The following is a 25786-nucleotide window of genomic DNA, read 5'->3' on the forward strand; positions in this document are numbered from 1 at the left end:
GCGCTCATCGGCGGCTATAAGCAGGATCAATAATTGACGAGGCTTATTAAGGGAGTGTTGCGGCAGTACGAAACCTGCCGGGCCGGTGATCACCGCCGATGGCCCCTCCGGCCCGATGGGGTACGTTCACCTGCGTGTCCCGACCCGAACCCACGCCCGAAGCGCTCGTGGTGGGCCAGGTGATCCGCGACTGCCGCAAGCGTCGCGGTGTCGCGATGGCGGAGCTCGCCACCCGGTCCGGCCTGTCGCAGCCCTTCCTCAGCCAGCTCGAACGCGGCCTCACCAGTCCGAGCCTCAGCTCCATCTACCGGATCGCCGAGGCCCTGGACGTGGCGCCCGGCACCTTCCTGCGCCCCCCGGCGCGCCCGGGCGCGGTGAGCCACGAGTCCGACCCTCAGGTGATCCGGGTGGCGGAGGCCGCCGGCCAGGTGGCGCGCGTCCTGATCCCCGGCGGACGCAGCGGGCTGATGGAGGCGTACGAGCACCACTTCGAGCCCGGGCAGGGCGAGCGCGGCTGGTTCGAGCACGCCGGCGAGGACTTCCTGTACGTGCTGGAGGGCGCGGTCGTGCTGGAGGTCGAGGGCGAGGAGCCGCTGACGCTGGGGGCCGGCCAGAGCGCTCACCACCGCGGCGACGTCCCGCACCGCTGCCGCCTCGCCTCGGAGGGGGCCGCCCGCACGCTTCTGGTCATCGCGGCCGGTTGACCGGTTCCCCCCTGGTGTGCACTGGCGTTCCCCGTGACAATGGCCCGCCACGGGCGAACGGGGGAGCCATGGCACAGGAACAGCTGCCTACGGCCGCAACGGAACGTGTGGCAACGCCAGTTGAGGCGAACTTGGTCGCAACGGAGCCGCCTGGCAACGCAGTTGCGGAGCCAACGGATGCGGCAGAGCCGCAGGCCGCAACGGCCCCGGAGGCGCCGCCCGTACGGCCGGACGCTCCGGCCCCACAGGCGCCTGCCGTACCGCCGGACGCGCCGCCCGTACCGCCGGACGCGCCGCCCGTACCGCCGAACGCGCCGCCCGTACCGCCGGACGCGCCGCCCGTACCGCCGGACATGCCGGCGCAGCAGGCGGCCGACGGGCCTCCGGCGCCCCACGCCGGCGCCCCGGATCCCGCCGACCCGGCGGACGGGCCGCCCGATCCCGAGGCGTCCGACGTCACCCGCTTGCTCTGCCAGTCGGTGTACGCCCGGCCGAACCGCATCGGCGACCTCAAGCGCGCCTGGCGGAGGGCGCGCGGACGCGAGGCCCGGGAGCGCAGACCGCGGCGCAGCCACCGCCGGCGCATCCTCCTGGAGGGCAGCGACGACTGCCCGCCGCTGGGTGAGGCGGCGGCCCAGTGGGTCGTCGACCACGTCCTGCACGGGCCGGCCAGGGCCGTGCCCTCCTACGGCTTCGACCTGCCCGCGGTGGTCGCCCACAGCGTCCGGGCGCGGCGGCTGCGCCGCCTGCGCCGTGCGGCCGTCCTGGCGGCCCTGCTGTTCCTGGCCTGGCTGCGCCCCGAGGCGGCCGTCCTCTGGGGCGGCGCCGTCCTGCTCAGCCTCGGGCTCGCCTGGACCACGCGCGGGGTGGGCTTCTTCCCGCTCGCCGTGCTGGTGGTGCCCTGGATCCTGGCCGCCAACGACACGGCCGGCGCGCGGCCCGGCACCGTCGGCTGGATGCTCTGGCTGCCCCTGGCGTACCTCGGGGCGATGACCGCCGTCTGCCTCGTCGACCGGCTGGTGGTGCTCCGCTCCCTGGCCGCCCTCCAGCACGGCCGCGGCACCCCGGTGCCCCGGCCGTGGGCCGGCGTACTGGCCGCCCGGAAGATCGCCCGGCTCGCCGACGCGGACGACGCCTGGCTGCCGTACGACGAGGCCACCCAGCGCTTCATCGGCGCCGGGCGCGAGACCTGGCACGCCGCGCACTTCGCGATCCCGCTGCGCCCCAAGGAGAAGGGCGCGCAGATCACGCCCTTCACCGAGGAGGAGCTGCTGGGCCACCTGGGGCAGGCGCTGCGTCAACTCGGCCGCGGCGAGGCGGAGATCACCGACCCGCTGCCCGGCTTCGCCGTGGACCGGGTGGTCGCGCTCCAGGCCCCGCTCTGGCTGCTGCACATCCGCAAGCCCGAGCGCGGGGTGCCCGACCCCCGTGGCCAGGGACGCCGTTCACCGACCAGCCACCCCGAGCGGATCTACCTCCGCGCGCAGACCGTGAGCTGGTCGGGACAGGTGGTGGTGACGACGTTCGTGCACTGCGCTCTGGAGGCGGGCGACCTGCGGCTCACCCTCCGGCCCCACGTGATGACCCCGCTCTACAACGAGTTCCTGGTGCTGGCCAACCCGCTGCGGCTGCGCGGCCCGAGACTGGCCGGCTGGCTCGCCGCCCAGGCCGTGCCGGACGCGGTGGCCCGGACGGCAGCCGTGTGGCGGCGGGCGGCGGGCAAGGGGCCGCGCTCACGGCGGCGGGAGGAGAAGGACCCGGTCAGCCTGCGCGACCGGTACTCGTTCGAGGAGATCCTCGACATGCACCAGAGCGACGACGCGACCCGGCACGTGGTCCTGATGGAGACGTGCGCGTTCCGGACGGTCGCCGAGTTCCTCAAGGAGCGCGGGGTCGACACGGCGCTCTACGAGAAGCAGGTGGCCACCGTGATCAACACCATCCAGGTGTTCGGGGACAACACCGCGCCGATCCAGGCCGTCGCCGCCGGCCAGAGCGCCGCCGGCGTCAGCCAGCAGTGACGACGCCCACCGGACGTACGAGGTGCAGCCGTCGACCCGCCGTCCGCAAGGAGGAGCCGTTGACTCGCCAGCCCACGAGGAGGACCCCGTGACCGGACGCCGCCCCGCAGGGGAGCCCGGGGGCCCGCCGCCCGCACCGCACGGCGCGGGAGTGAGCATCGGCGGCCACAACTCCGGGCCCGTGCAGAACGTGGTGGGCCGCGACGTCGCCCACGTCACCCAGTACGCCGGCCCCGTGCCCGGCACCGTCGCGCTCACGGAGGTGCGGGAGCGGCTCGCGGAGTTCCGCACCGCCCTGGACGCGCAGGGTGCGGAACTGCCCAACGCGGCGGCGCTGCGGGCCCTCGCCGACGAGGCGGGCGAACAGCTCTCCGTACCCGATCCCCAGCCGGGCCCGCTGCGCTCCCTCGCGGGGGCCCTCGCGGCGCTGGCCGCGGGCACCGCCCTGCAGGCCGCCGCCGGGGCCTTCGCGGGGGCGATCACCGCCCTGCTCGGCGGCGGCTGACCGCGTCGCGGGCGGCGGGACCCGGACCGGGCAGGACCGGGAACCGCCGCTCGCCGGCGTCGCCGTCAGGCGTTCACTTCCTTCCCGATGGGGTCGGTGTTGAGGGTGCCGCCCGTCCGGGGGAGTTCCAGCGCGATGGCCTGCCGGAGGCTGCTCTGCAGCTGCTCCGCGGAGGTGATGCGGGTCGGCTTCGGCGCCGCGGCGGCGGTGGTGGTGCCGAGCGCGGTCAGAGCGAGACCGGCGGCGATGGCCGCGGCCGCGCCGCGCGCCGTGAGCCGGGTGTGCTTCATGGGCCCCTCCTCGGGGTGGTCGGTGGTGCAGGTCAGCGCGCGGCCGCGATCCACTCCGCCAGCTGTTCCGGCGTCGTGCTCGGATCCGCGACGAGGGTGGCCAGTTCGTCGTCCGTGTAGTTCTTCGTCGCCACGGCCGGGCAGCGGTGGCAGGCGTCCACGCCCTCCTGCCGCCACCACTGGCACTGCGTACGGAGGTGGCACCGCGGCACCGCACGCGTCTCCTCCCGCACCGGCAGCGTCAGCACCCGCTCGATGAGGGTGCAGTCGTCGCCGCGCCGGTTCACGCAGTTGGAGACGCAGTGCGAGGCGAACCGCAGGACGCGCCGCGGCTCGATGCCCTCGGGCACCGAGGGCAGCACCTCGGCCGCCGGCACCGGCTCGGCGAGGTAGGTCACCTGGCCGTCGTGTCCCGACCGCACGCCGAGGACGACGGACTCGGGCGCGTGCGCCGCGCCGCTCGGGCACCAGGTCGGTGCCGCTTCGTCGGTTGCCACGGTGCGCACCTCCATGTCAGCTGTCGGCGGTCGTGTCGGTGACGTTCTCCAGGCGGCCCGTGGTGCCGCCGATGGTGCCGGCCAGGGCCTGGGGCCGCTCCTGCTCGACCGCCTGCCGGAGGCTCTCGTGCAGCTGCTGCACGGACGTGATGCGCTCGGGGCGCGCGGCGGGTTCGGCGTTGGCCGCGCCGACCACCGTGAGGGCCAGGCCGGCCGCAATGACGGCCGCGGCGCCTCCGGCCGCCAGTCGCTTCTGATTCATCGGTCCTCTTCCGGATGCGAGGGGTGCGGGGGAGGCCGCCCGGGCCCGCCCCGCCGTGACCCGAGCACCGTACGTCCGTCGCACCGCCCCGACCGGCAGTCGGCTGCGGCAGTTCGGGGGCCCGCGGCTCGCCCGTCGGGCGGTGCGGGGCGCCTGTCGGGCGGGACGGGCGCCGCCGCGGGGACGTCCGCAGGTCCCGCGCGTCCCCTCCACCCCAACCCGCCGGCCGGCACGACCAGTTGAATCAGCCCACCCGCAGTGCTGTCACCGGCCGGTCGTACGCTCGTGCGATGACCCGCCTCGTCTTCGCCCTCTTCCTGCTGGCCGTCGCCGTGCTGCTGCACGCCCGGCTCGCGATGCACCGCCGCCGGGAGCAGCGGCTGACGGAGCGGTGGGCCGCGCTCGCCGTGGACCCGTACCACGCGGTGCACCGCAGGTGGTGGCCCGAGGACGACGTCCAGGCCGCCGCGGCGCGGCTGTTCCTGGACGGGCTGGTGACCGTCACCCGCCGCGGCAACATCTCCGTCACCCCTGCCGGCGCGGACCCGGACCGAGGCGCCGGGCACCCCCTGCCGGACGCGCTGCTCGCCGCCCTGCGCCGCCGCACCGCTCCCGCCCCGCTCGGCAACGTGCTCGCCAACGACCCGGACTTCGGCCCGGCGCGGGACGAGTTCCTCGCCGCATGCCGGACCCGCTTCCCGGAACCCGAGCCGGAGCGTGGATCCTGCTGCCTGGCCGTCCTCGGCGTGGCAGCGCTGGCCATGCAGATGGTGCTGGGCATCGCCGTGCTGTTCGACCGGATGCCGAGGGGGACGGTGGAGTGGGTCGCGGCCGCCGTCACCGCGGTGGCCCTGGCCGCCCAGTTCGTCTGGCTGGAGAGGGACGACCGGCTCCGCAGGCGGAACGAGGGGCGCGATCGGGTCGCCGAGCGCCTGGAGGCGGAAGGCCCGCACCCGGCCCTCGTGGAACTGGAGGCCCGCCACCCGGAGACCGCCGCCGCCCTCGCCGCCGGCCGCTTCCGCTTCCGCCGCGGCCGCAACCACGGCCGCCCCCGCCGCCGGAGCCGACCTCCGGTCGACTAGGGTCCGAGAACCGGATCACCGCAGGTCCGGAGGGGAGAGCGGGGGGCTCATGACGGGGCGGACGGAGTGGTACCGGCGGGCGGGGGTGCAGCTGGGGCTCCTGTCGGGGGCCGTCACCGTGGCCGACGCGGCACTCGGGGGCCCCGCCCTGTGGGCGGACGTGCCCCGCACCGACGCGGACCTGCGGCTGCGCGAAGCACAGGGCGGGCCTCCCGGCCGGCTGCTCGCGGCGGCGGCCGACCACGCCCTGGCGTCCGGTTCGGCGGAGCTGGAGCTGAGCGTGAACGACTTCCAGTACGTCCACGGCGACCGCAAGCGGGCCCCAAGCGACCTGGGGTGACGGGTCCCTGGTGCTGGAGGTCCCGTCCATGTCGCGCTGGCTCGTCAACGGCGCGGTCCGCGCGGGCTCGCCGGGCTCCACGGACGGCCAGGCGGGCTACGGGGGCGAGTGGAACCCCGAGGTGGAGTCGCACGACCGGAAGCAGTTGGTCGTGCTGCCGTGGTACCTCAACGCGCTCCGCGCGGAGGGGAAGGCCAAGAAGGTGGGGCCGGAATCCGTCCGGGGCCGAAGTCGGCGAGGCCGCTCCCCGCCCGGTAGGGCGACTCAGGGCCGCCGCCGGCCCGCCGCCTCGCGGGCCGGGGGACGCCTTCCCGGGCGTCACCAGCTGCGCTGCACCGTGGCCTTGCCGCCGGTGACCAGGGTGGCCGGGGGCACGTCGTCGGCCACCACCGAGCCGGCCGCGACCACCGCGTCACGGCCGATGCTGACACCCGGCAGGATCGTGGCTCCGGCGCCGATCCACACGTTCTCCGCGACGTCGATGGGCGCCCCGGTGAGGTACAGGCGCCGCTCCCCCGGGTCGACCGGGTGGCCGCTGGTGATGAACGTGGCCTTCTTGACGCCTGACGGCTCCCCTCCCGGCAGCCGGGATCGCCACATGGCCGATCCGGTACAGGTGCAAGACGTTCCGGGCTCCGTGGCGGGCGGTCTTGTACGTCAACATCGTGACGGTGCGCGCCCATGCCTCTTGGAGGCTGGAGCGGTTCAGGCCGGACTTCTGCCTGACGTTGGTTCCCGGGTTTTCGATGGTGCCCTTCGCGGATTTGGTCATGTTCGTGACGTGTAGGTCTTCCACCACGATCACGCCGTAGGTCTTGGCGAGGATGGTGGTGGTTTTGTGCTGCCAGTCGATGCTGCGGCGCGTGGCTTTGGCGCGCAGCGCTCGGATCTGGTCGTAGGTGCGGTGCAGGCGCCGGGAGGTCTTCTCCTTCGGCTTGCGGAAGGTCTTGCGGTGCGCGGCCCGCTGTTCCAGGCGGAGCAGCTTGGCCTTCTCGTCGGGGTGAGCCATTTGTCGCGGTCGGCGGTGCCGTCGGGGAGGCGGGGCGGTCGGCCGTGGTCGTGGTGGTTGCCGTCGGAGAGGGCGAGGGGGATGTTGACGCCCAGGTCGATGCCGACTTCCGGCCCCACATGGGGTTCGGGGGCGCGGTCCAGGGTGGTGATCCGGAAGGCGATGTGCCAGCCCAGGCCGTCCTTGACCAGCCGGGCCCCATGCCGCGATCCTCCCCGGCGACCCGCACTCCCGCGGCCGCCGACGGCCCCGCCCCGCGCACGCCCGCGGCACGCTCGGCGACGGCCGCGCCGAGCACACCGCAGCCCCCCGATCTACCCCAGCTCCGCCAGGAGTTCGCGTTCGCGGCCCGGGGAGAGGCCCGCGCGGCGCGGGCGCGAGAGGCCCTCGGCGCGTTCCCACGCCAGGGTGTCCGCCAGCAGTTCGGACCGGGGGCGGTGCACCAGCCCCGCCGCCCGTGCCGCCGCACCGGTGCGGGCCGCCCAGCCCTCCCAGCCCGGCTCGGCCGCCCACATGGCGAGGGACTCCTCACCCATGAACCACCCGACGCCCCGCTCCACCAGCCAGTCCCGGTCCGCCGCGACCAGCGGGCCGGTGTGGCCGCCCACCTCCCGGCTGAGCGCCAGCCACTCCTCGAAGGACAGGACCGGCCCCACCGCGTCGAAGGTTCCGGTGCGCCCGGCCGCCGCCGAGGCGAGCAGCCAGGCGGCCAGGTCGCGTACGTCGACCACCTGCGTCGGCACGTCCCGCACGGCCGGAACCAGCAACGGCCCCTCGGGGTCCCGCGCCGCGCGCCCCACCCAGTAGCCGGAGCGGCCGCTGTGGTCGCCCGGGCCGCCGATCAGCCCGGCCCGGGCGACCAGCAGCCGGTCCCCGATGGCGGCCGCGCTCAGCTCCTCGCAGGCCACCTTGGCTTCGCCGTACTCCTCGCGGTCCGCCTCAGCCCGCCCGGCGGCCGGGAGCAGCGGGGTGGACTCGTCGGCACCGACCCGCCCGTGGTCGGCGTACGCGCTCACCGACGAGACGTACGTCCAGTGCCGGGCCCGGCCGGCGAGCGCCTCCAGCGCCCCTCGGACGAACCCCGGCTGCCAGGACACCTCGAAGACCGCGTCGAACTCCCGGCCCACGAGCGCCTCGTAGGCGCCGGGGGCGCTCCGGTCCGCGGTGACCAGCTCGGCGCCCTCCGCCACCGGACCGCTCTCCCCGCGCGCCAGGCAGACGACCCGGTGCCCCGCGGCCACCGCCTGTTCCGCCAACTCCCGCCCCAGCCACGCGGTACCACCCAGAATCAGGATCTCCATGGCGTCAGCCCACCACCTCAGGCGCCGACACGCGAGACGGCTTCGCCGACCGCGTAAGGGTGACGAGGCTCCCGGCCGCCACGGCCACGACCAGCACACCGGCCGCGGCCAGGGTGAGCCCGTCCGGCCGGGTCAGCGCCTGCCCCCGCAGCGCCTGCCAGGTGACCAGGGCGAACAGCCCGGTCCAGCCGGCCGCACCTACCCACACCAGCCGCAGCCGGACCGCGGCGTCGCGCAGCCGAGGGACGCGCGTGGCGGCGTACACCAGGACCAGGGCGAGCAGCGGCAGGCCCTGGAGGGCGTGCATGCCGACGAAATGGGCCACCCGCAGGTCGCCGCCGGTGGCGGCCCAGCCGGTGACGGGCAGGTGGGGGCCGCCGTCGGGCACGCCCACGCTGTGCGCCCCGATCGCCGGGCTGTCCTCCACGGCCAGCTGCTCCGGCGTCGGCCGCACCATCAGGAAGCCGGCCGCGAGCCCGGCGAGCCCGACGACCGAGCCGAGCCGGATCGCCCAGGCGGTGGCCCGGTCGGCGAGCGGCTGGCGGAACAGCAGGACCGCGAGGACCAGCGTGGCCAGCCACAGCACCACGATCGTGCTGCCCATGATCTGGAACAGCATCGAGTCGAAGGCGGTCTCCTGGTTGAAGTGGCTGCGCTTGCCGCGCACCACCTGACCCACGATCACCGCCATCTCGACGATGCCTGCGGCCACGACGACGGTGCCGGCCCACCAGCTGGTCCGGCGGCCGCGGGTGAGCAGCGAGTGCATCCAGGCGAGGGTCAGCGCGTAGAGCACGAACGAGACCGAGAACTTCAGCGGCTTGTGCCAGATCGGGGCGCCCACGAGCACCCGGTCGTCCACCACGAGTCCGACGGCGCAGACCACGGCGAGCAGGCCCATGGCGGCGGTGAAGAAGAGCAGCGGACGGTGCCACGCGGCGGTGCGAGACATAGCGGTTCCCCCAGTTCCCCCGGTGAAATTATGGATAGTGGCACTGGCCACTATCTGATAGCGCCACTATCTATGATGGGGTGGGACAGGGCAAGCGATTTGGAGGGAGACGGCGCGTTGCGCATCGGTGAACTCAGCCGGACCACGGGCATCCCCGTACCGACGATCAAGTTCTACGTACGGGAGGGGCTGCTGCCCCCGGGCGAGCTGACCAGCCCCAACCAGGCCAGGTACGCCGAGGCGCACGTGCGCCGGCTGCGCCTGATCCGCGCGCTGATCGAGGTCGGGGGACTGTCGGTCGCCGCGGTCCGGCAGGTGGTCGAGGCGGTGTCCGACAGCGGGCGCCCCGTGCACGACATGCTCGGCGACGCGGCCCGCACCGTCGCCCCCGTGACCGCAGAGGGGCCCGGCCGAGAGCACCTGGACGAGGCCCGCGAGGTGGTACGCGACCTCATCGCCCGGCGCGGCTGGCAGGTGCCGCCGGAGCACCGCTGGACCGAGGCGCTCACCGCGACCGTCGCCTCGTTCATGGCCGTCGGTCACCAGGACTACCTGGACTGGATCGACGACCTGGCGGCCGCGGCCGAGGGCGTCGCGGCGGCCGACCTGGCCTACGTCGCCCGGCGCGTCGAGCGTGAGGACCTGGTGGAACGGGTGGTGGTCGGCACCGTCCTCGGCGACTCGCTGCTGGCCGCCCTGCGCCGCCTCGCGCAGGTCGACGCCTCGGCCCGCAGGTACGGCACGGAGGCGGTGGAAGCGGGGGCGGCGGCACCCGGGGCGCAGCCACGCGGGGCGGTGGAACCGGAGGCGGCGGGGCCGGAGGTGGCGGGGCCGGAGGTGGCGGCACCGGGGGCGGTGGAACCGTAAGCCCCGGCATGCGGTGGCGCGGCGCAGTGGCGGGCATCCTGCGCCGTGCCCCGGGCCCAGGTCACCCCCGCGGCGTCCCCCGCTCCCGCAGCCACGCGTACGCCGCCTCTGCCGTGAACTCCGCCTGGCCGCCCGGGAACAGCAGCCCCGCCGTGGCGAACGCCGGATCGCCGGCCGTCCCGGCCACGTACGGGACCGCCACGCACCCCATGCCGGCCGCGTGGGCCGCCCGCGCGCCCGGAGCCGCGTCCTCCATCACCACGCAGTCGCCCGGTGCCGCGCCCAGCCGCCGGGCCGCCTCCAGGAACACGTCCGGCTCCGGCTTGCCCCGACCGACCTCCTCGGCGGAGACCACCACCGGCAGCAGCGGCGCCAGGCCCGTCCCGGCCAGCACGGCGTCGATGGCCTCCCGCGACGAGCCGGAGGCCACCGCCATCGGCACGCCCTCCGCGTGCAGCCGCTCGACGAACTTCCGCATTTCCGGGTAGGCCTCGGTGGCCGCGCGCGCCAGCTCCAGATAGGCGGCGTTCTGCTCGGCCAGCAGCCGGTCCACCGGCGCGGAGAGCCCGTAGCGCGCCCGGAGGATCTCCAGGGTCTCCCGCGTCCCGATCCCGATGAAGGCCGCGTGCTCCTCCCAGGTGAACCCCTCGACCCCGTGCCGTGCCAGCGTCCGGCGCCCCGACTCGTAGTAGTTCGGCTCGCTGTCCACGAGGGTGCCGTCGAGATCGAATATGACGGAGATCATCCGCTGTGCCCGTCCTGCCGGTTCTGGTCCTGTCTCCTCAAGGATGTCAGGGTTTGCGGGCTGCCCGGCCCACGGACTCCACCAGCGGCAGCAGCCGGTGCGGCACCCGCTCCCGCAGCGCCACCTCCGTCCGGGTCCGCACCACCCCGGGGAGCCTGATCAGCCGCTGGATCACGTCTTCCAGGTGGGCGTTGTCGCGGGCCGCCACCCGGGTCAGCAGGTCCCCGCCGCCGGTGATCGAGTGCGCCTCGATGATCTCGGGTACGGCGGCCAGCGCGTCGCCCACCTCGTCCAGGTGCCCCTGCGTGACCTCGATGTGCACGAAGGCCAGCACCGGGTGGCCGAGCGCCGCGGGGGAGAGGACCGGGCCGGTGCCGGTGACGACGCCGGTCCGCTCCAGCCGGTCGAGCCGCGCCTGGAGCGTGCCGCGGGCGATCCCCAGGATCCGCGCGTACTCGCGCACGCTGGTCCGCGGCTGTTCGATGAGCAGCCGCAGGATCCGGGTGTCCAGCTCGTCGACCGCCATGGTCCGCCCGGCCTCTCTGAAGAAGATCGAAAACGCCTCGGCACCCTACCCCGCGGGCCAGGGGACCAGCGGCGACCGGTAGTAGTCGATCCCCATCGCGTCCCACCGGGGCCCCTGGGCCGCCAGCCGCGTCCGGTAGCTGCTCCAGTCGTGCGTGGCCGCCGGGGACCAGCCGATCTCCGCGATGCCGGGCAGCCTCGGGAAGGCCAGGTACTCGATCTCGTCGCTGGTGTCGATCGTCTCCGACCACAGCGGGGCCTCCACGCCGAGCACGGCCGAAGCGGGCAGCTGCCGCACCAGCGTGGCCGGGTCCCAGGCGTACGCCTTGTCCACCTCGACGTACCCGGCCCACTCCGTGCCGAACGGGGCGCCCGCCTTGTACTTCATGTCGAGGTACGCGTGGTTCGCCGGCGACATCACCACGCGCGTCCCGGCCCGCGCCGCCGCCACCAGCTTCGCCTCCGTGCCGCCCATGCCCCAGTACTGGGCCACCGCGCCCGCCACCGGGCGGGCCTCGGTGATCTGGTGCCAGGCCATCACGGTCTTGCCGCGCTTCGTCACCAGCGGCTGCGCCCTGCCCATGAAGGTGGCGTAGTCCGCCGCCGTGGTCGACTGCGCCTCGTCCCCGCCGATGTGCAGGTACCGGCCGGGAGTCATCGCCGCCAGCTCCCGCAGCACGTCGTCCAGGAAGCTGTAGGTGACCGCCTTCGGCACGCACAGCGAGCTGAAGCCGACCTGGGTGCCGGTGTAGATCGGCGGGGCCACGCCGTTGCAGTTCAGCCGGGCGTACGAGGCCAGTGCCGCGGTCGTGTGCCCGGGGGTGTCGATCTCCGGCACGACCTCCATGTGGCGCGAGGCCGCGTAGGCGACGATCTCCCGGTAGTCGGCCTTGCTGAAGTGGCCGCCGGGCCCGCCGCCCACCTCGGTCGAGCCGCCGTGCGCCGCCAGCCGCGGCCAGGAGTCGATCACGATGCGCCAGCCCTGGTCGTCGCTCAGGTGCAGGTGCAGGGTGTTGATCTTGTACAGGGCGAGCTGGTCCACGTACCGCTTGACCTGCTCCACCGTGAAGAAGTGCCGGGCCACGTCCAGCATCGCGCCGCGGTACGGGTAGCGCGGGAAGTCCCGCACAGTGCCGCCGGCGACCTGCCAGGGGCCGGACTGCCGGGTGCGCTCCTCGACGGACGGGGGCAGCAGCTGCCGCAGGGTCTGCGCCCCGTGGAAGAGGCCGGCGGGCGCGTTGGCCGTCACGGCGACCGTGCCGGGGCCGCTGACCAGCCGGTACCCCTCGGTGCCCAGCGCCTTGTCGTTCGCGCCCAGCCGGAGCTGTATGCCGTCCGTCCCGGTGCCGGCGACCACCGGCAGCGCGAGGCCGGTCGAGGGCCGCAGCAGCGCCGCCAGCCACTCGCCGACCCGCTGGGCCGCGGGTGAGCCGGCGTCGACCCGGATGACCGTCGCGTCGTCGAGGGTGTACGGGCTGCCCGCGGGCGCCACCGAGACCGGGACCGGCACGACCCGCCCCAGCGGCACCGGGGCCGCGGGTGCGGCGGCGGCAGCGGATGCCGTGCCCGCCCCGAGCACGAGGATCAGGGCGGCCAGCAGGCGGGTGAGGAGGACGGTCCTGTGCTGTCTCACTGGCGGTCCCTCCGAAGGGGTGCGCGTCCGTGGTCCGGGCGGCGGCCGGGAGGTCGGCCGCGGGCAACAGCTCCAGGGGCCATTCTCCGGCAGAAGCCACCGGGGGACCCACCCGAACGCCCCCGGCCCCCGTGGGTACCGGGATCCCCGCAGCTCCCGCGCCTGCCCGACCCGTCCGCGGGTACGGCTCGCCCGCCGGCCGCCGCCCCACGCCCCGCCGCGATCGTGGGACCGTACGGCCTCCACCGCCCCGTGCGCACCCGTCCTCCGCCTCGGGGGCGGGGCCCGTGCCAGGGACAGCCCCACCGGGACAGCCCACCGGGGGCCGGCTCCGCCTCCGGCGGGCTTTCCGCGTCGGGGCGGATCCCCGTCCCGGACGGGGATCCGCCACCGCCACCGCCACCGCCACCGCCACCGCCACCGCCACCGCCACCGCCACCGCCACCGCCGCCGCCGCCACCGCCGCCACCGCCGCCGCCGCCACCGCCGCCGCCACCGCCGCCGCCACCGCCGCCGCGGCGGGTCGGCCAGCCGGCCGGCCGCGGTGACGGCTGCGCGCGGGCCGGTACGCCGGGTCAGAGGCCGGCGTCCTTGGGGCGTCGGCCGAACTGCTCGTCCAGCACCGACAGCCGTCGCCAGTACTCGTCCTCGTCGATCTCGCCGGAGGCGAACCGCCGCCCGAGCATCGCGATCGGCGAGTGCTCGCCGTGCACTGCGCGGCCCTGCCACGGACCGCGCCTGCCTCGCCACACCGTGCGGCGCAGCACGGTCACCACGGTGATGACGACCGCTGCCCACACGAGCGGGAGGAAAAGGATCCACGGGCCGGGCCCGTCGTACGCGAGGGTGTTCACCGTCGTTCAGCTCCTCGATGGCGCCGGCGTCCGGGGCGGACGCCGTGACCCTTCGAGACTCGCCCCGCCCCACCCGTCCCGTCGTCGTCCGCCCGGCGGCACCGGCCCTGCTCCCGGGGGAGTACGGGCCCGGCGGCGGGAGCGGCCCGGTCGTACGAGCCCCAGGCCCCCGGCACCGCGTGCGCCGAGGGCACTTGCCCGGTCGCACCCGCCCGGCGATCCGGCCCAAGGGGCGCGCCCCCGGCCCCCGTCGGCCCGTACCTGCCCCCGGCACCCGGCCGAGCACACACGCCCCGGCACCCGGCCGCCGCTACCCCCCCGGCTGCCGTCGGCCCGTATCCACCCCCGCACCCGGCCGACGGCTCTCGCCCGCGGTGCTCGGGAAGGCACTCGCCCGCAGCTCCCGCCCCCCGTACCCGCTCCGCTGCCCACCCCCGCGCCCGGCCGACGCCACCCACCTCCGCCCGGCCCGGCCCCACACCCCAAGGGCACCCGGCGTCCGGCCCCACACCCCAGGCGCACCCGGCGTCGGCCCCGCCCCGAAGCGGCACCCGGCGTCCGGCCTGCCCCCGCACCCGGCACCTGGCCCGGCCCCGTGTCCCGTCAGTCCAGCCAGCCTGGTCTGACCAGGCCCGACTCGTAGGCCAGCACCACCAGTTGGGCGCGGTCGCGGGCGCCGAGCTTCACCATCGTCCGGCTCACGTGAGTCTTGGCGGTGAGCGGGCTGACCACCAGCCGGCGGGCGATCTCCTGGTTGGTCAGGCCCATCCCCACCAACGCCATCACCTCCCGCTCCCGCTCGGTCAGCGCCTCCAGCGGTGCGGTGGCCGCGGGCACTTTCGACCGCGCGGCGAACTCGGCGATCAGCCGCCGCGTCACGCCGGGCGAGAGCAGCGCGTCGCCCTCGCGAACCGCCCTGACCGCACGTACCAGTTCCTCCGGCTCGGTGTCCTTCACGAGGAACCCGGAGGCGCCCGACCTGAGCGCCTCGAAGACGTACTCGTCGAGCTCGAAGGTGGTCAGCATCACCACCTTCACCTGCGCGAGCGCGGGGTCGCCGGTGATCGCGCGGGTGGCCGCCAGGCCGTCGAGCACCGGCATCCTGATGTCCATCAGCACCACGTCGGGCCGCAGTTCGCGGGCGAGCCGGACCGCCTCGGCCCCGTCGGAGGCCTCGCCCGCCACCTCGACGTCCGGCTGTGCGGACAGCAGCGCCCGGAACCCGGCCCGCACCAGCAGCTGGTCGTCGGCCAGCAGCACCCGGATCACACCGCCCGCCCCGCCTGCGCCGCCCGTGCCATTCACCCCGCTCGTACCGCCCACCCCGCTCACCCCTCCTCCACCGGCAATACCGCCCGCACCCGGAAACCGCCCCCGGGCTCCGGCCCCGCCTCCAGGGTGCCGCCCAGCGCGGCCGCCCGCTCCCGCATGCCGACCAGCCCGGTGCCGCTGCCGCCCGCGTCCGTGCCGGCGGCCGGGCCCCCGTCGGTCACCAGCACCTCCAGCGCCCCGGGCGCGCGGGTCACCCGTACCAGGGCGGTACGCGCCCCCGAGTGCCGGATCACGTTCGTCAGCGCCTCCTGCACGATGCGGAAGGCCGCCAGCTCCGTCGCCGCCGGCGCCCCGGCCCCGGGCGCGCCGGCTTCCGGCCGATCCACCCGTACGGCCAGCCCCGCGGCGGCGGCCTGTGCCACGAGCTCCGGCAGCTGCGCCAGGCCCGGCGCCGGGGTACGCGGGGCCGCCCCCGGTGCCCGGAGGGCGTCCAGCACCTGCCGCACCTCGCCCAGGGCCTCCTTGCTGGCCGCCTTGATCGTGGTGAGCGCGGACCGGGCCTGCTCCGGGTCGCTGTCCAGCAGCGCCAGGCCCACGCCGGCCTGCACGTTGATCACCGAGATGCTGTGGGCCAGCACGTCGTGCAGCTCGCGTGCGATCCGCAGCCGCTCCTCGTCGGCCCGCCGGCGTTCCCGGGCAGCCCGCTCGGCCCGCTCCCTGACCGCCCGCTCGCGCCGGGTCCTGGCCAGTTCGGCGACGGCGAGCAGCACCAGCACCCAGGCCGTCGCCCCCAGTTCGGCGGTCCACGAGCCGGGTTCGTCCCCGGCGGGGGGCAGCCACCGGTACAGCCAGTGCGCGACCAGCAGGTGACCGGCCCAGAGCAGGCCCAGCGCCGTCCACGCCGCGTACCGGTGCCCGGCGGACACCGCCGCGAGGACGGCCACCACCACCGCGAGGAACACCGGCCCGTACGGGTACCCCGCCGCCAGGTAGGCGAGGGTGACGCCGCAGACCCCGAAGACCACCGGCACCGGATGGCGGTGGCGCCAGACCAGCAGCACGGGGCCCGCCAGGAGCAGCAGCCGGGCCCAGACGTCGACCGGCCGCGCCTCCGGCTGCGCGTGGGCGGCCCATCCCGCGCCGGCCTGCGCGACGAGCGCGACCAGCAGCGCGGCGCGCACCGGCCGCCCCCGCCGGTTCCGCCACCCGTCCCGCCGCCGGCCGTGCGCGGGCGCCTGGTCGTCCATACGACCACGCTAGGGGCGCCCGGCGCCGGGCGCGTCGGCCGGGCGTCGCGACTTCCCGTACTCCCCGGGGAGTACGGGAGTAGGGGAGCCCGGGAGTTCCGGGCACGGGAGTCCAGGGGTACGGGAGGTCGCGCGGCCGCCCCTTTGTGTGCCGCTGCCCGGCGGGAGACGATGGAGGGGACGGGGCGGGACCGGGGGCGTGCGCGGACGTGGCCGCGAGCAACGGAAGGACCACCGTCATGCTGGGAGAGAGCAGGGCGTTCAGCGGCTTCTCGGTCGACAGCATCGAGACGGCCAGGAAGTTCTACGGCGAGACGCTCGGGATCCGGGTCTCGGAGGACATGGGCATGCTCTTCCTCCACCTCGGCAGCGGAGCGGACGTCCTGGTCTACCCCAAGGACGACCACGCCCCGGCCACCTACACCGTGCTGAACTTCCGGGTGGACGACATCGACGAGGCGGTCGACGGCCTCGCCGCCCTCGGCATCGCCTTCGAGCGGTACGAGGGCTTCGGGCAGGACGACAAGGGCATCGCCCGCGAGAACCCTCCCGGGCCGGCCATCGCCTGGTTCAAGGACCCGGCGGGCAACGTGCTGTCCGTGCTCCAGGAGCCGTGACCGGGCCGGTCACCGTTCACGCCAGGCCGGCCGGAGCCGCTCCCGCGCCGCCCGGAGCCGCTCCCGCGCCGCCCGGAGCCGCTCCCGCGCCGCCCGAAGCCGCTCCCGCGCCGCCCGGGACCGCCCCGCGCCGCTCCCCGGTGCCCCGGCGCCGCGCGCCCCCCGCCCCCCGCCCGTGTCAGACGCCCGACCGCACCGCCCGGTCCGGCCGCTCCGCGTCCGCCGGGCGGACGGTCCGCATCCGGACGTACGCGTACACGGCGCCGGCGAGGGCGAGGTCGGACAGCAGCATGAAGCCGATCGAGTAGGAGTCCTTCGCGCTGTGGATCGCGCCCATCACCAACGGCGGCACGAACCCGCCCAGGCCGCCGGTGGCGCCGACGATGCCCGTCACGCTGCCCACCTGGGCCTGCGGGGTCACCTGGGAGACGAGCGCGAAGACGCTGCCGCTGGCGGTGCCGAGGCCGGCCGCCATGCAGAGCAGCGCGATCGTGCCGACCGGGTTCAGCGGTGGGTCGAAGGCCTGGACGACCGCGAGCAGCGCCACCACGCCCAGCGCCCCCGCCGTGACCCGCGCGGGGTGGATCCGGTCCGACAGCCAGCCGCCGACCGGCCGGAACACCACGGTCACCAGGGCGAAGCCGGCGGCCTTGGTGCCGGCGTCGGTCGCCGACAGCCCGTACCAGGTCTTCAGGTACGTCGGCAGGTACACGCCGAAGGCGACGATGCCGCCGAAGCCGATCGCGTACAGCGCGGCCAGCTCCCACGTCACCCGCAGCCGCCCGGCCGCGCCCAGCCGCTCCGCGAGCGAGGCGGTCGGCACGGGCCGGTCCGGCCGGTCCCGCAGCAGCAGCGCGGCCAGGACGGCGTACCCGGCGAGGGCGACGGCCACCACGGTGAACGGAAGGGCGTAGCCGTGCTCGGCCAGCCGCGGTGTGATGTACCCCGACAGGGCCACGCCGCCCATGCCCATGCCGAACACGCCGAGCGCGAAGCCGCGCCGGGCGGGCGGGAACCAGGAGTTCACCAGCGGGATCCCGATCGCGAACGTCGTGCCGCCCAGCCCCAGGAGGAACCCCACCGCCAGCATCAGCGGATAGCTGTCCCGCACGACGACCAGCAGCAGCACCGGCACGATGGTCAGCGCGGAGACCAGCGGGAACATCAGCCGCGCTCCGTAGCGGTCGGTCAGCGCGCCGACCGGGATCCGCCCGAGCGACCCGACCAGCACCGGCACCGCCACGAGCAGCGACTGCTCGAAAGAGCTCAGCCCGAGCCGGTCCTGGTAGTCCCCGGCGAGCGGGGCGATCAGGTCCCAGGCCCAGAAGGTCAGGGTGAAGCCGACCGTGGCCAGGACCAGGTTGCGGTACGCGGCGCCCGGCGGCGGCGCTGTCGACGTGGCCTCCATTCCGCCAGTCAAGGCGGCCCGGACCTGCCGGTCGCGCGGGACTGCGCCGAACGGGCGGTGCGCAGGACAGCCCTGGCCGACGATGTCCCAGGTCACCCTGCCGGCAGGGCTGCCGCCCGCACCTGGGCCGTTGGCAGCCGGATGGCCCACCTCTCGGCCACCGGACTGAGCCAATGGCCCACCCGACCGGCCGCCAGTTGAGCCAGACACCTTTGAGATGTTTATCTGTGCAGTATCCATGTACTTACGGCGCCGCAGCGCCGGACCGGCAACGAGGCCGGACCGGACCGCGGTGCCTTCGTCGTGCCTGCGGCCCCCACCACCCCCGGGAGGCCCAGGCGCGGCGTCGAGCACGACAAGGGGGGCGGCCCACCGCCGTGAAGAGGATGTTCGTGGCTCCTGACCCGGGGCACCTGAGGCTGAGGAACTCGTCCCGCGCCGTCATCGGCGTGGGCTTCGCCGTCGCCGTCGCCGAACTGGCCGGCCTCTCGCTCACCGCCTCCATCACCGGAGGCCTGGCGGCCCTGCTCGCCCTCTTCACCGTCACCGACGCCACCGTGCGCGCCCAGGCCCGGACCACCGCGCTCCTGCCGGCCGCCGGCTTCCCCGTCCTGGCCCTGGCGACCACCCTGCACGGGGTCCCGATGGCCCGCGACGCGGCCTTCGTGGCCGTCGTCTTCTGCGGGGTCTACGCCCGCCGCTGGGGGCCCCGCGGCCACGCGCTCGGGATCTTCGCGTTCATGAACTTCTTCATCACGCAGTTCCTCCACGCCGTCCCCGGCCAGCTGCCCGAGCTGTACGCGGCGGTCGGCCTGGCCCTGGCCGCCGCCGCCCTGGTCCGCTTCGTGCTCTGGCCCATCGAGCGCCGCACCCCGCCCGCCCCCGTGCCGCCGCCGCTGCCCGGCCGGGGCCTGGCGCGCACCACCACGCGGCAGGCCTTCCAGGCCACCGCCGCCTGTGCCGTCGCCCTCTCCATCGGCCAGGGCCTCTCCGAGGACCGCTGGTACTGGGCCGTGGGCACCGCCTGGTGGATCTTCGTCAACACCGCCTCGCGCGGCGAGACCCTGGTCCGCGGCTTCCGCCGGGTGCTTGGCACCCTCATCGGCATCGCCGTCGGCATGCTCGTCGCGATCCCTCTGCACGGCGCCGCCGCACCCACCGTGGTGCTGGTCGCCCTCTGCGTCTTCGGCATCTTCTACACCGCGCCGGTCTCGTACAGCTGGATGATGCTCGCGGTCACGGTGATGGCCGGACTGCTGTACGGCCTGCTCGGCGTCCTCGACCCGGCCCTGCTCGTGCTCCGGCTCGCCGAGACCGCCGTGGGTGCGGTCTGCGCCGCCCTCGCCGTGGTCCTGGTGCTGCCGGTCACCACCCACGCCACGAACGACGCCTGGATCCAGCGCGCGCTGCGCTCCGTCCACGCCGCCACCGCCGAGGCCGCCGCCCGCCTGGCAGGCTCGCCGACCGCCGACCCCGCCCCGCACGCCGCCGAACTGGAGCTGCTGCTCGGCCGGGTGCGGATGTCCCTGGCACCGCTGGTCCACCCGCTCAGCCCGTACCGCGCCCGCAAGGCCCGGGCGCGCGCCGTGATCGCGCTGCTGGACGAGTGCGCCCGCGAGGTGCGCGGGCTCGCGGCCGTGGCCGCCGACCCGGACGCCGGGCACGACGCCCGGCTGGCCGCCGCCTGCTGGCGCGTCGAGGCCGCGGTCGAGGCGCTCACCGTGCCCGGCGCCGGGCCCGGCGCGGCCGACGGCGCCGTACGGGGGCACCGCCCGGCGGCTCCCGCGGGCGAGCCGGCGCTGGCCCATCTGCACGGTCTGGAGCGGCTGCTGGCCGAACTCGACGCGCCGCTGCGCACCGCGCCCCGCGCGTCGCTGGTGCGTTCCTGACGCCCCATTACCACGTCCGCCCGCCCGGCGGGCGTGTTCCGGCATTCCTCTGCGGGTGATCCCTCGAACGGGTGAAGGATATTCACCGATCCGGGCGCGCCGTACGTCACTCTCTGACCTGCGGCATGTACAACGGGTGCTTGTTCTCAGCACATTCATCCGGCATGTACAGGGTGGATCTGGCCGGTAAGGGGGTAACCGCCCGGAATGGAAATACTGCAGCTGCGCTCGACGGCCGCTCATGTGTGGACGGCGGCCAAGGAGTTCATCCGGCTCCACCACCGGGAGAACCCGGAGGCCGGCGATCCGTACGACCGGCTCGCCGTGGTGTGGAAGGAGATCGAGGAGAGCGGCACCTACCGCCACACCCCGCAGGAACTGGTCCACGGTGCCCGCGTCGCCTGGCGGAACAGCAACCGCTGCATAGGCCGCCTCTACTGGAACTCCCTGCGCGTACGCGACCACCGCGACCTCACCGGCGCCGACGACATCGCCGCCCAGTGCGTCGAGCACCTGAGGGAGGCCACCAACGCCGGCCGGGTGCGGCCCACCATCACCGTCTTCGCGCCGGACACCCCGGACCGGCCGGGTCCGGTCATCTGGAACGAACAGCTCATCCGGTACGCGGGGTACGGCCCCGAACACGGCATGCAGGGCGACCCGCGCAACCGGGGCTTCACCGAGGGGGTCCGGCGGCTCGGCTGGCCCGGCGGCCCCGGCACCCCGTTCGACGTCCTGCCCCTGGTGGTCCAGGGCTGCGACGACAAGCCCCGGTGGTTCGAACTCCCCCCGGACGCCGTCCTCGAAGTCCCCATCGAACACCCCGAGGGCGACCACTGGCGGGACCTGGGACTGCGCTGGCACGCAGTCCCCGCGATCTCCAACATGTGCCTGGAGATCGGCGGGGTGCGCTATCCCGCCGCCCCCTTCAACGGCTGGTACATGGGCACCGAGATCGGTGCCCGCAACCTCGGCGACACCGACCGCTACAACCTGCTCCCGACCGTCGCCCGCAGGCTGGGGCTGGACACCTCCAGCGACCGCTCCCTGTGGAAGGACCGCGCCCTGGTCGAGCTGAACCGGGCCGTGCTGCACTCCTTCGACCGCGACGGGGTGACCATCACCGACCACCACACCGAGTCCCGCCGCTTCCTGACCCACCTCGACCGCGAGGAGCAGAAGGGCCGCACCGTGGGCGCGGACTGGTCCTGGATCGTCCCGCCGATCTCGGGCTCCGCCACCCCCGTCTTCCACCGCACGTACGACACCACCGAGAGCAGCCCCGCCTACGTGCAGAACCCGGGGGCCCAAGCCCGGGCCCAGGGCACCGACTTGGTCTAGACCTTCTGCTACGGTCGGCCGGGACGGGACCCACGTCGACCGGGAAGGGCACCATCGTGAACGAGGACACCGGACAGCGCGGCGCGGCCGACGGCGGCCGCCGCGCCCACATCGGCTCCTTCACCTCGGCGGGCGGCCGCGGCATCACCACCGCGGCCCTCGACCCGGCGACCGGGGAACTGACCCTCCTCGGCACGACCGGCGTCCTCGCCGACCCCTCCTACCTCGCGCTCGCCCCCGATGCGCCGGTGCTCTACGCGGTCAGCGAGGGCGAGCACGGCACGGCCGCGGCCTTCGCGCTGGGCGCGGAAGGCCCGTATCCGCTCGGCGACCCGGAACCGGTCGGCGGCGCCGGACCCACCCACCTCAGCGTCGCCGGACCCTGGCTGCTCACCGCCCACTACACCTCCGGCGGCGTCGGCGCCCTGCGCCGCACCCCCGGCGGCGGCCTCGCCGGCCCCCCTGCCGTCCTCGGTCACCACGGCAGCGGCCCCGACCCGGTCCGGCAGACCGGCCCCCACGCGCACCAGGTGCTGCCCGACCCCAGCGGCCGCTGGGCCGTCTGCGTCGACCTCGGTACGGACTCCCTGCGCGTCCTCGCGCTCGACCCCGCCGGCGACACCGCCCACCCGCCGCGCCCGCACGCCGAGACCGCCCTGCGCCCCGGCAGCGGCCCGCGGCACCTCGCCTTCCACCCCGGCGGCCGGCACCTGTACGTCCTGAACGAGCTGGCACCCACCCTGACCGTCTGCCGCTGGGACCCCGAGAAGGGCGCCGCGGAACCCGTCGCCGAGGTCCCGGTCGCCCCCGAGGAGGCCTCCGAGTACGTACGCGGCTACCCCTCCGCCCTCGTCGCGGACCCGGACGGCCGCTTCCTGTGGGCCGCGGTCCGCGGCCACGACACCGTCGCCGTGCTCGCGCTCGACGAGGACGGGGCGGGCGCCGCCCTCACGGCGAGCGTGGACTGCGGCGGCGTGTGGCCGCGCGACCTGGCCCTCGACCCCGTGGGGCGGCGCCTGTACGCGGCGAACGAGCGCTCCGGCGACGTGACCTGGTTCGACGTGGACCCGGAGACCGGCCTGCCGCGCCGCACGGGCAGCGTGGACGTACCGGCGGCCACCTGCGTGGTCTTCGCCTGACCGGCCCCCGGAACGGGCTGCCGGCCGCCAGAGCGCCTGCCGACCCCCACCGGGCGCCATTGGAGCTCCAGAGGCGGGAAACGCCGCAGGGCCCGCCTCCCGGCGCCGGGAGGCGGGCCCTGCGGGCGTCCGGGCGGGTCAGCGCACCGGGGCGCCCTGTGCGGGCTGGGCGATGCCCAGCGCCGCCGCGTACTGGGCCACGGCGAGCTTGCCCAGCGCCGGGTAGGCGCCCAGCGGCTCGGCGGTGGCGCAGTCGGCCTCCTTGCACGCGGTGTCCAGCAGGCCCTCGGCGGCCTCCGGGCCGATCAGGTACGGGGCCAGCGCCAGCTGCACCGAGCCGGAGCCCCGCAGCTGGTCGGCGACCGAGGCCACCGAACCCTCCTGGTCCAGAGCGGCCGCCATGACCGGCACCGCGAGACGGGCGGCCAGCAGCATGCCGGTGATCCCGGCGGCCTGCACGGCCTCCTCGCCGCCGACGGTGCCCAGGATGATGCCGTCGGCCGCCGTGGCCACCGTGAACAGCCGGGCGCGGTCGGCGCGGGCCAGGCCCGCCTCCGACAGGCGCACGTGCAGGGCCTCTGCCAGCAGCGGGTGCGGACCGAGCACGTCGGCCAGCTCGGCCGGCGCGGAGCTGTCCATCAGCGCCTGACGGATCCGGCGCAGCAGCGCGCTGTCCGGGCCCGCCAGCAGCGGGACCACCACGGAGGACGGGCCGTCCTGCTTCGGCACCTCCTGGCCGGCGGCACGGGCGAACTCGGCACGCGCCTCGCGCTCGGCCTCGACCGCGCCCAGCACGGCCTGCAGGGTCGGGAACTCGGAACCCTCGGCGTCATCGCCGTCGAGGTAGCCGATGCGGGCGTCGAGGCCGGGCAGCTCCGAGCGGGCGATGCTGAGGGTCTCCTCCGCCAGGGACCGCGTCGCGGCCGAGGGGACGCCGGGCACGGCGAGCACCAGCGACGGCGCGCCCTCGGGCGCCACCGCGGGCTCGGGACGACGGTGACGTCCGGTCTGGCGGGGTCGCGGCATTCGTACGGGCAGGCCACCAGGCCCAGTGGGGGAGCTCATGCGGCCGCATGCTACTGGTTTTCCCGGACCTGCTGTTCGGGAGGGGCCCAGTCGGGCGGCATCTGTCCGTATTTATCTGCTGAAGGTACAATCTCCGGCGTCCGGGCCCCTCCTGTGCGCCAGTAGAGTGATCACTCGTGGCAGCACAACCGTTGAACGAACTCGTCGAGCAGGGGTGGGCGGACGCGCTGAGCCCCGTGGCCGGGCGGATCGCGGCGATGGGAGACTTCCTGCGCGCCGAGGTCGCCGCCGGACGCACGTACCTCCCGGCCGGCCCCAACATCCTGCGGGCCTTCCAGCAGCCCTTCCACGAAGTGCGCGTCCTCATCGTGGGACAGGACCCCTACCCCACCCCCGGCCACGCCATCGGGCACAGCTTCGCGGTCGCGCCCGACGTGCGGAGGCTGCCGGGCAGCCTGGAGAACATCTTCCGGGAACTCCACACCGACCTCGGCCTGCCCAGACCCTCCAACGGCGACCTCACGCCCTGGACCCGCCAGGGCGTGCTGCTGCTGAACAGGGCCCTCACCACCGCGCCCCGCCAGCCCGGCGCCCACCGCGGCAAGGGCTGGGAAGAGGTCACGGAACAGGCCATCCGCGCCCTGGTCGCCCGCGGCACCCCGATGGTGTCCGTGCTCTGGGGCCGCGATGCCCGCAACCTCCGCCCCCACCTCGGCGACCTCCCGGCCATCGAGTCGGCCCACCCGTCGCCCATGTCCGCGGACCGCGGCTTCTTCGGCTCCCGCCCCTTCAGCCGCACCAACGACCTCCTCACCCGCCAGGGCGCCCAACCGGTCGACTGGACCCTCCCGTAGCCGATTCCCCGGGCGCCCCTCGCGGCGCGCCCGGGCTCAGGGTTCGAGTGCTGCCGCGCGGACGCAGAGGACGTCCGGGAGGTGGGAGGCGAGGAGGCGCCAGGTGTCGCCGTCGTCGGCCGAGGCGTACAACTCGCCGTTCCTGTTGCCGAAGTAGATGCCCGCGGGGTCCGCGTCGTCGGTGCAGAGCGCGTCGCGCAGCACCGTGCCGTAGTGGTCGTCGGCCGGCAGGCCCGCCGAGAGCGGCTCCCAGGTGGCGCCCGCGTCCGTGGTGCGGAAGACCCGGCAGCGGTGGCCGGCCGGGACGCGGTCGGCGTCCGCGTTCAGCGGGAAGACGTACGCCGTGTCCGCGCGGTGCGGATGGGCGGCGACGGCGAAGCCGAAGTCCGAGGGCAGCCCGCCGCCGATGTCCGTCCAGTTCGCCCCCGCGTCGTCGCTGCGGTACACGCCCCAGTGGTTCTGGAGGTAGAGGCGGTCGGGGTCCACGGCGTCCCGGTCGATCTTGTGGACGCACTGGCCGAACTCCGGGTTCGGGTCCGGCAGGGAGACCGCGGAGATCCCGGTGTTGGACGGGTCCCAGCTCCGGCCGCCGTCCCGCGACCGGAACACCCCGGCCGTCGAGACCGCCACCGTCAGCGCGCCCGGGTCGCGGGGGTCGGTCAGCACGGTGTGCAGGCCCTCGCCACCGCCGCCCGGCACCCACTTCGACCGCGTCGGGTGCTCCCACAGGGAGCGGACCAGCTCGAAGCTCTCGCCGCCGTCCTCGGAGCGGAAGAGCGCGGCTGGCTCCGTGCCCGCGTACACCACCCCCGGCTCGGCCGGACCGGCCGGGCGCAGCTGCCAGACCCGCTCCAGGGAGGCCCCCGTGTCCTTCGGGAACCGCACGGCCGGCCGGGCCGGTTCGCTCCAGGTGGCGCCCAGGTCGTCGGAGTGGAACACCGACGGGCCCCAGTGCGAGCTGTCCCCGCCCACCAGCAGCCGCGGCACCGCACCGCGCCGGTCGACGGCCACCGAGTACACGGCCTCGGCGTTGAAGTGCGGCCCCGTGAACTCCCAGCGGTCCTTCCTCCTGCGGCCGAGGAAGAGGCCCTTCCTCGTGCCCACGGCGAGCAGTACGTCGGTCATGCCCGACACCTCCGGACGTGCGGTCTCCGGTCCCGCGGCTCGGGCCCGGCCCCTGCCCACTCTGCACCCGCCCACGGACAACGGCCCCCCGACACGGCGTACGCGCCCCAGGCCCCGGCACGAGCCCGCCGCCCCCGGCACGGCCCCGGAGCGTGCCCCGCCCCCGCCCCCGGAGCACGCCCCGCCCCGCTCCCCGGCACCGGCGGCGGCCCCGCCCCCGACGCCCCCCGCGTGCACCCCCGTCACCAGTTGGGGCAAACGCGCCCCCCTCCCAACCCCCC

26 protein-coding genes and 2 pseudogenes are annotated in these 25786 nt (G+C 75.4%); 12 read left to right on the plus strand and 16 right to left on the minus strand.

From position 1 onward, the window contains the following. Positions 1–134 precede the first annotated feature (134 nt). The 3 genes from ACIF6F_RS19755 to ACIF6F_RS19765 all read left to right on the plus strand — a co-directional run bounded on the left by ACIF6F_RS19755 (position 135) and on the right by ACIF6F_RS19765 (position 3230). Complete coding sequence (locus ACIF6F_RS19755) at positions 135–704, plus strand: helix-turn-helix domain-containing protein (protein ID WP_399948157.1); 570 nt, start codon at positions 135–137, stop codon at positions 702–704. A gap of 353 nt (positions 705–1057) precedes the next feature. Further along, a complete protein-coding gene (locus ACIF6F_RS19760; protein ID WP_399948159.1) occupies positions 1058–2725 on the plus strand; it encodes a hypothetical protein in 1668 nt (555 codons plus the stop codon). An 88-nt stretch (positions 2726–2813) separates the two neighbouring features. Then, a complete protein-coding gene (locus ACIF6F_RS19765; protein ID WP_399948161.1) occupies positions 2814–3230 on the plus strand; it encodes a hypothetical protein in 417 nt (138 codons plus the stop codon). Positions 3231–3295: 65 nt separating this feature from the next. Here the strand turns inward: ACIF6F_RS19765 and ACIF6F_RS19770 are convergent, their stop codons facing one another. Genes ACIF6F_RS19770 through ACIF6F_RS19780 form a run of 3 tightly spaced genes read right to left on the minus strand, consistent with a single transcriptional unit; the run spans position 3296 to position 4279 of the window. After that, positions 3296–3520, minus strand: coding sequence for a hypothetical protein (locus tag ACIF6F_RS19770; RefSeq protein ID WP_399948163.1), 225 nt, complete (start codon positions 3518–3520; stop codon positions 3296–3298). A gap of 32 nt (positions 3521–3552) precedes the next feature. Next, positions 3553–4017, minus strand: coding sequence for a hypothetical protein (locus tag ACIF6F_RS19775; protein WP_399948165.1), 465 nt, complete (start codon positions 4015–4017; stop codon positions 3553–3555). Between the two features lie 16 nt (positions 4018–4033). After that, positions 4034–4279, minus strand: coding sequence for a hypothetical protein (locus ACIF6F_RS19780; RefSeq protein ID WP_399948167.1), 246 nt, complete (start codon positions 4277–4279; stop codon positions 4034–4036). 290 nt (positions 4280–4569) lie between these two features. On the opposite strand from ACIF6F_RS19780, the gene ACIF6F_RS19785 reads away from it, so the two are divergent. Both ACIF6F_RS19785 and ACIF6F_RS19790 read left to right on the plus strand, forming a co-directional pair. Continuing rightward, positions 4570–5361, plus strand: coding sequence for a hypothetical protein (locus tag ACIF6F_RS19785; RefSeq protein ID WP_399948169.1), 792 nt, complete (start codon positions 4570–4572; stop codon positions 5359–5361). A 49-nt stretch (positions 5362–5410) separates the two neighbouring features. Further along, a complete protein-coding gene (locus ACIF6F_RS19790) occupies positions 5411–5701 on the plus strand; it encodes a hypothetical protein (protein ID WP_399948171.1) in 291 nt (96 codons plus the stop codon). Between the two features lie 318 nt (positions 5702–6019). On the opposite strand, the pseudogene ACIF6F_RS19795 reads toward ACIF6F_RS19790, so the two are convergent. The 4 genes and pseudogenes from ACIF6F_RS19795 to ACIF6F_RS19810 all read right to left on the minus strand — a co-directional run. Next, positions 6020–6256 (minus strand): annotated as a pseudogene (locus tag ACIF6F_RS19795) (DapH/DapD/GlmU-related protein); the annotation flags it as partial. Between the two features lie 4 nt (positions 6257–6260). Beyond that, a pseudogene (locus ACIF6F_RS19800) lies at positions 6261–6910 on the minus strand (transposase); the annotation flags it as partial. A gap of 114 nt (positions 6911–7024) precedes the next feature. Further along, the gene (locus ACIF6F_RS19805; RefSeq protein WP_399948173.1) at positions 7025–8011 is read right to left on the minus strand and encodes an NAD-dependent epimerase/dehydratase family protein; all 987 of its coding nucleotides are present in this window, start codon (positions 8009–8011) and stop codon (positions 7025–7027) included. A gap of 4 nt (positions 8012–8015) precedes the next feature. Next, positions 8016–8963 (minus strand): hypothetical protein, encoded by a 948-nt coding sequence (locus tag ACIF6F_RS19810; RefSeq protein ID WP_399948175.1) that lies wholly within the window; start codon positions 8961–8963, stop codon positions 8016–8018. A gap of 117 nt (positions 8964–9080) precedes the next feature. Here ACIF6F_RS19810 and ACIF6F_RS19815 point away from each other — a divergent pair, with 117 nt between their 5' ends. Next, on the plus strand, positions 9081–9830 hold the full coding sequence (locus tag ACIF6F_RS19815; protein WP_399948177.1) for a MerR family transcriptional regulator: 750 nt from the start codon (positions 9081–9083) through the stop codon (positions 9828–9830). A 61-nt stretch (positions 9831–9891) separates the two neighbouring features. Here the strand turns inward: ACIF6F_RS19815 and ACIF6F_RS19820 are convergent, their stop codons facing one another. From ACIF6F_RS19820 to ACIF6F_RS19830, 3 genes are read right to left on the minus strand one after another with little or no spacing between them, the layout of a single operon-like run. Continuing rightward, positions 9892–10575, minus strand: coding sequence for an HAD family hydrolase (locus ACIF6F_RS19820; RefSeq protein ID WP_399948179.1), 684 nt, complete (start codon positions 10573–10575; stop codon positions 9892–9894). Positions 10576–10621: 46 nt separating this feature from the next. After that, a complete protein-coding gene (locus ACIF6F_RS19825) occupies positions 10622–11101 on the minus strand; it encodes an Lrp/AsnC family transcriptional regulator (protein ID WP_399948181.1) in 480 nt (159 codons plus the stop codon). Between the two features lie 45 nt (positions 11102–11146). Continuing rightward, the gene (locus ACIF6F_RS19830; protein WP_399948183.1) at positions 11147–12733 is read right to left on the minus strand and encodes a beta-N-acetylhexosaminidase; all 1587 of its coding nucleotides are present in this window, start codon (positions 12731–12733) and stop codon (positions 11147–11149) included. 287 nt (positions 12734–13020) lie between these two features. Between ACIF6F_RS19830 and ACIF6F_RS19835 the strand changes: the two genes are divergently transcribed. Continuing rightward, the gene (locus tag ACIF6F_RS19835) at positions 13021–13281 is read left to right on the plus strand and encodes a hypothetical protein (RefSeq protein ID WP_399948185.1); all 261 of its coding nucleotides are present in this window, start codon (positions 13021–13023) and stop codon (positions 13279–13281) included. Between the two features lie 27 nt (positions 13282–13308). Here ACIF6F_RS19835 and ACIF6F_RS19840 read toward each other — a convergent pair whose 3' ends face one another. From ACIF6F_RS19840 to ACIF6F_RS19850, 3 genes are all read right to left on the minus strand, one after another. Then, the gene (locus ACIF6F_RS19840) at positions 13309–13587 is read right to left on the minus strand and encodes an SHOCT domain-containing protein (RefSeq protein ID WP_399948187.1); all 279 of its coding nucleotides are present in this window, start codon (positions 13585–13587) and stop codon (positions 13309–13311) included. A 603-nt stretch (positions 13588–14190) separates the two neighbouring features. After that, complete coding sequence (locus ACIF6F_RS19845; RefSeq protein WP_399948367.1) at positions 14191–14856, minus strand: response regulator; 666 nt, start codon at positions 14854–14856, stop codon at positions 14191–14193. 59 nt (positions 14857–14915) lie between these two features. Beyond that, positions 14916–16106 (minus strand): sensor histidine kinase, encoded by a 1191-nt coding sequence (locus ACIF6F_RS19850; protein ID WP_399948189.1) that lies wholly within the window; start codon positions 16104–16106, stop codon positions 14916–14918. 239 nt (positions 16107–16345) lie between these two features. Between ACIF6F_RS19850 and ACIF6F_RS19855 the strand changes: the two genes are divergently transcribed. Then, positions 16346–16723 (plus strand): VOC family protein, encoded by a 378-nt coding sequence (locus ACIF6F_RS19855; RefSeq protein WP_399948192.1) that lies wholly within the window; start codon positions 16346–16348, stop codon positions 16721–16723. Positions 16724–16901: 178 nt separating this feature from the next. On the opposite strand, the gene ACIF6F_RS19860 is transcribed toward ACIF6F_RS19855, so the two are convergent. Beyond that, the gene (locus ACIF6F_RS19860) at positions 16902–18131 is read right to left on the minus strand and encodes a nitrate/nitrite transporter (protein WP_399948194.1); all 1230 of its coding nucleotides are present in this window, start codon (positions 18129–18131) and stop codon (positions 16902–16904) included. A gap of 386 nt (positions 18132–18517) precedes the next feature. Here ACIF6F_RS19860 and ACIF6F_RS19865 point away from each other — a divergent pair, with 386 nt between their 5' ends. The 3 genes from ACIF6F_RS19865 (at position 18518) to ACIF6F_RS19875 (ending at position 22500) form a co-directional block, all read left to right on the plus strand. Continuing rightward, complete coding sequence (locus ACIF6F_RS19865; protein ID WP_399948196.1) at positions 18518–20020, plus strand: FUSC family protein; 1503 nt, start codon at positions 18518–18520, stop codon at positions 20018–20020. A gap of 207 nt (positions 20021–20227) precedes the next feature. After that, complete coding sequence (locus tag ACIF6F_RS19870) at positions 20228–21361, plus strand: nitric oxide synthase oxygenase (RefSeq protein WP_399948198.1); 1134 nt, start codon at positions 20228–20230, stop codon at positions 21359–21361. 56 nt (positions 21362–21417) lie between these two features. Continuing rightward, the gene (locus ACIF6F_RS19875; protein ID WP_399948200.1) at positions 21418–22500 is read left to right on the plus strand and encodes a lactonase family protein; all 1083 of its coding nucleotides are present in this window, start codon (positions 21418–21420) and stop codon (positions 22498–22500) included. Positions 22501–22638: 138 nt separating this feature from the next. Here ACIF6F_RS19875 and ACIF6F_RS19880 read toward each other — a convergent pair whose 3' ends face one another. After that, positions 22639–23565: a sirohydrochlorin chelatase gene (locus ACIF6F_RS19880; protein WP_399948202.1), complete on the minus strand. Its 927-nt coding sequence runs from the start codon at positions 23563–23565 to the stop codon at positions 22639–22641. Between the two features lie 137 nt (positions 23566–23702). On the opposite strand from ACIF6F_RS19880, the gene ACIF6F_RS19885 reads away from it, so the two are divergent. Beyond that, positions 23703–24380, plus strand: a complete 678-nt coding sequence (locus ACIF6F_RS19885; RefSeq protein WP_399948204.1) for a uracil-DNA glycosylase — start codon at positions 23703–23705, stop codon at positions 24378–24380. Between the two features lie 36 nt (positions 24381–24416). On the opposite strand, the gene ACIF6F_RS19890 is transcribed toward ACIF6F_RS19885, so the two are convergent. After that, positions 24417–25505, minus strand: a complete 1089-nt coding sequence (locus ACIF6F_RS19890) for a WD40/YVTN/BNR-like repeat-containing protein (protein WP_399948206.1) — start codon at positions 25503–25505, stop codon at positions 24417–24419. Between the last annotated feature and the right edge of the window lie 281 nt (positions 25506–25786).

This window comes from Streptomyces sp. NPDC086023 (assembly GCF_044540325.1).
GTDB lineage: Bacteria > Actinomycetota > Actinomycetes > Streptomycetales > Streptomycetaceae > Streptomyces.

Bases quoted from the DNA above. Each gene is read 5' to 3' on its own strand.
- ACIF6F_RS19850 (WP_399948189.1), bottom strand. From the start codon at position 16,106: ATGGACGACCAGGCGCCCGCGCACGGCCGGCGGCGGGACGGGTGGCGG.
- ACIF6F_RS19870 (WP_399948198.1), top strand. From the start codon at position 20,228: ATGGAAATACTGCAGCTGCGCTCGACGGCCGCTCATGTGTGGACGGCG.
- ACIF6F_RS19785 (WP_399948169.1), top strand. From the start codon at position 4,570: ATGACCCGCCTCGTCTTCGCCCTCTTCCTGCTGGCCGTCGCCGTGCTG.
- ACIF6F_RS19780 (WP_399948167.1), bottom strand. From the start codon at position 4,279: ATGAATCAGAAGCGACTGGCGGCCGGAGGCGCCGCGGCCGTCATTGCG.
- ACIF6F_RS19810 (WP_399948175.1), bottom strand. From the start codon at position 8,963: ATGTCTCGCACCGCCGCGTGGCACCGTCCGCTGCTCTTCTTCACCGCC.
- ACIF6F_RS19820 (WP_399948179.1), bottom strand. From the start codon at position 10,575: ATGATCTCCGTCATATTCGATCTCGACGGCACCCTCGTGGACAGCGAG.
- ACIF6F_RS19790 (WP_399948171.1), top strand. From the start codon at position 5,411: ATGACGGGGCGGACGGAGTGGTACCGGCGGGCGGGGGTGCAGCTGGGG.
- ACIF6F_RS19865 (WP_399948196.1), top strand. From the start codon at position 18,518: ATGTTCGTGGCTCCTGACCCGGGGCACCTGAGGCTGAGGAACTCGTCC.
- ACIF6F_RS19825 (WP_399948181.1), bottom strand. From the start codon at position 11,101: ATGGCGGTCGACGAGCTGGACACCCGGATCCTGCGGCTGCTCATCGAA.
- ACIF6F_RS19890 (WP_399948206.1), bottom strand. From the start codon at position 25,505: ATGACCGACGTACTGCTCGCCGTGGGCACGAGGAAGGGCCTCTTCCTC.
- ACIF6F_RS19880 (WP_399948202.1), bottom strand. From the start codon at position 23,565: ATGAGCTCCCCCACTGGGCCTGGTGGCCTGCCCGTACGAATGCCGCGA.
- ACIF6F_RS19860 (WP_399948194.1), bottom strand. From the start codon at position 18,131: ATGGAGGCCACGTCGACAGCGCCGCCGCCGGGCGCCGCGTACCGCAAC.
- ACIF6F_RS19760 (WP_399948159.1), top strand. From the start codon at position 1,058: ATGCCGGCGCAGCAGGCGGCCGACGGGCCTCCGGCGCCCCACGCCGGC.
- ACIF6F_RS19855 (WP_399948192.1), top strand. From the start codon at position 16,346: ATGCTGGGAGAGAGCAGGGCGTTCAGCGGCTTCTCGGTCGACAGCATC.
- ACIF6F_RS19770 (WP_399948163.1), bottom strand. From the start codon at position 3,520: ATGAAGCACACCCGGCTCACGGCGCGCGGCGCGGCCGCGGCCATCGCC.
- ACIF6F_RS19805 (WP_399948173.1), bottom strand. From the start codon at position 8,011: ATGGAGATCCTGATTCTGGGTGGTACCGCGTGGCTGGGGCGGGAGTTG.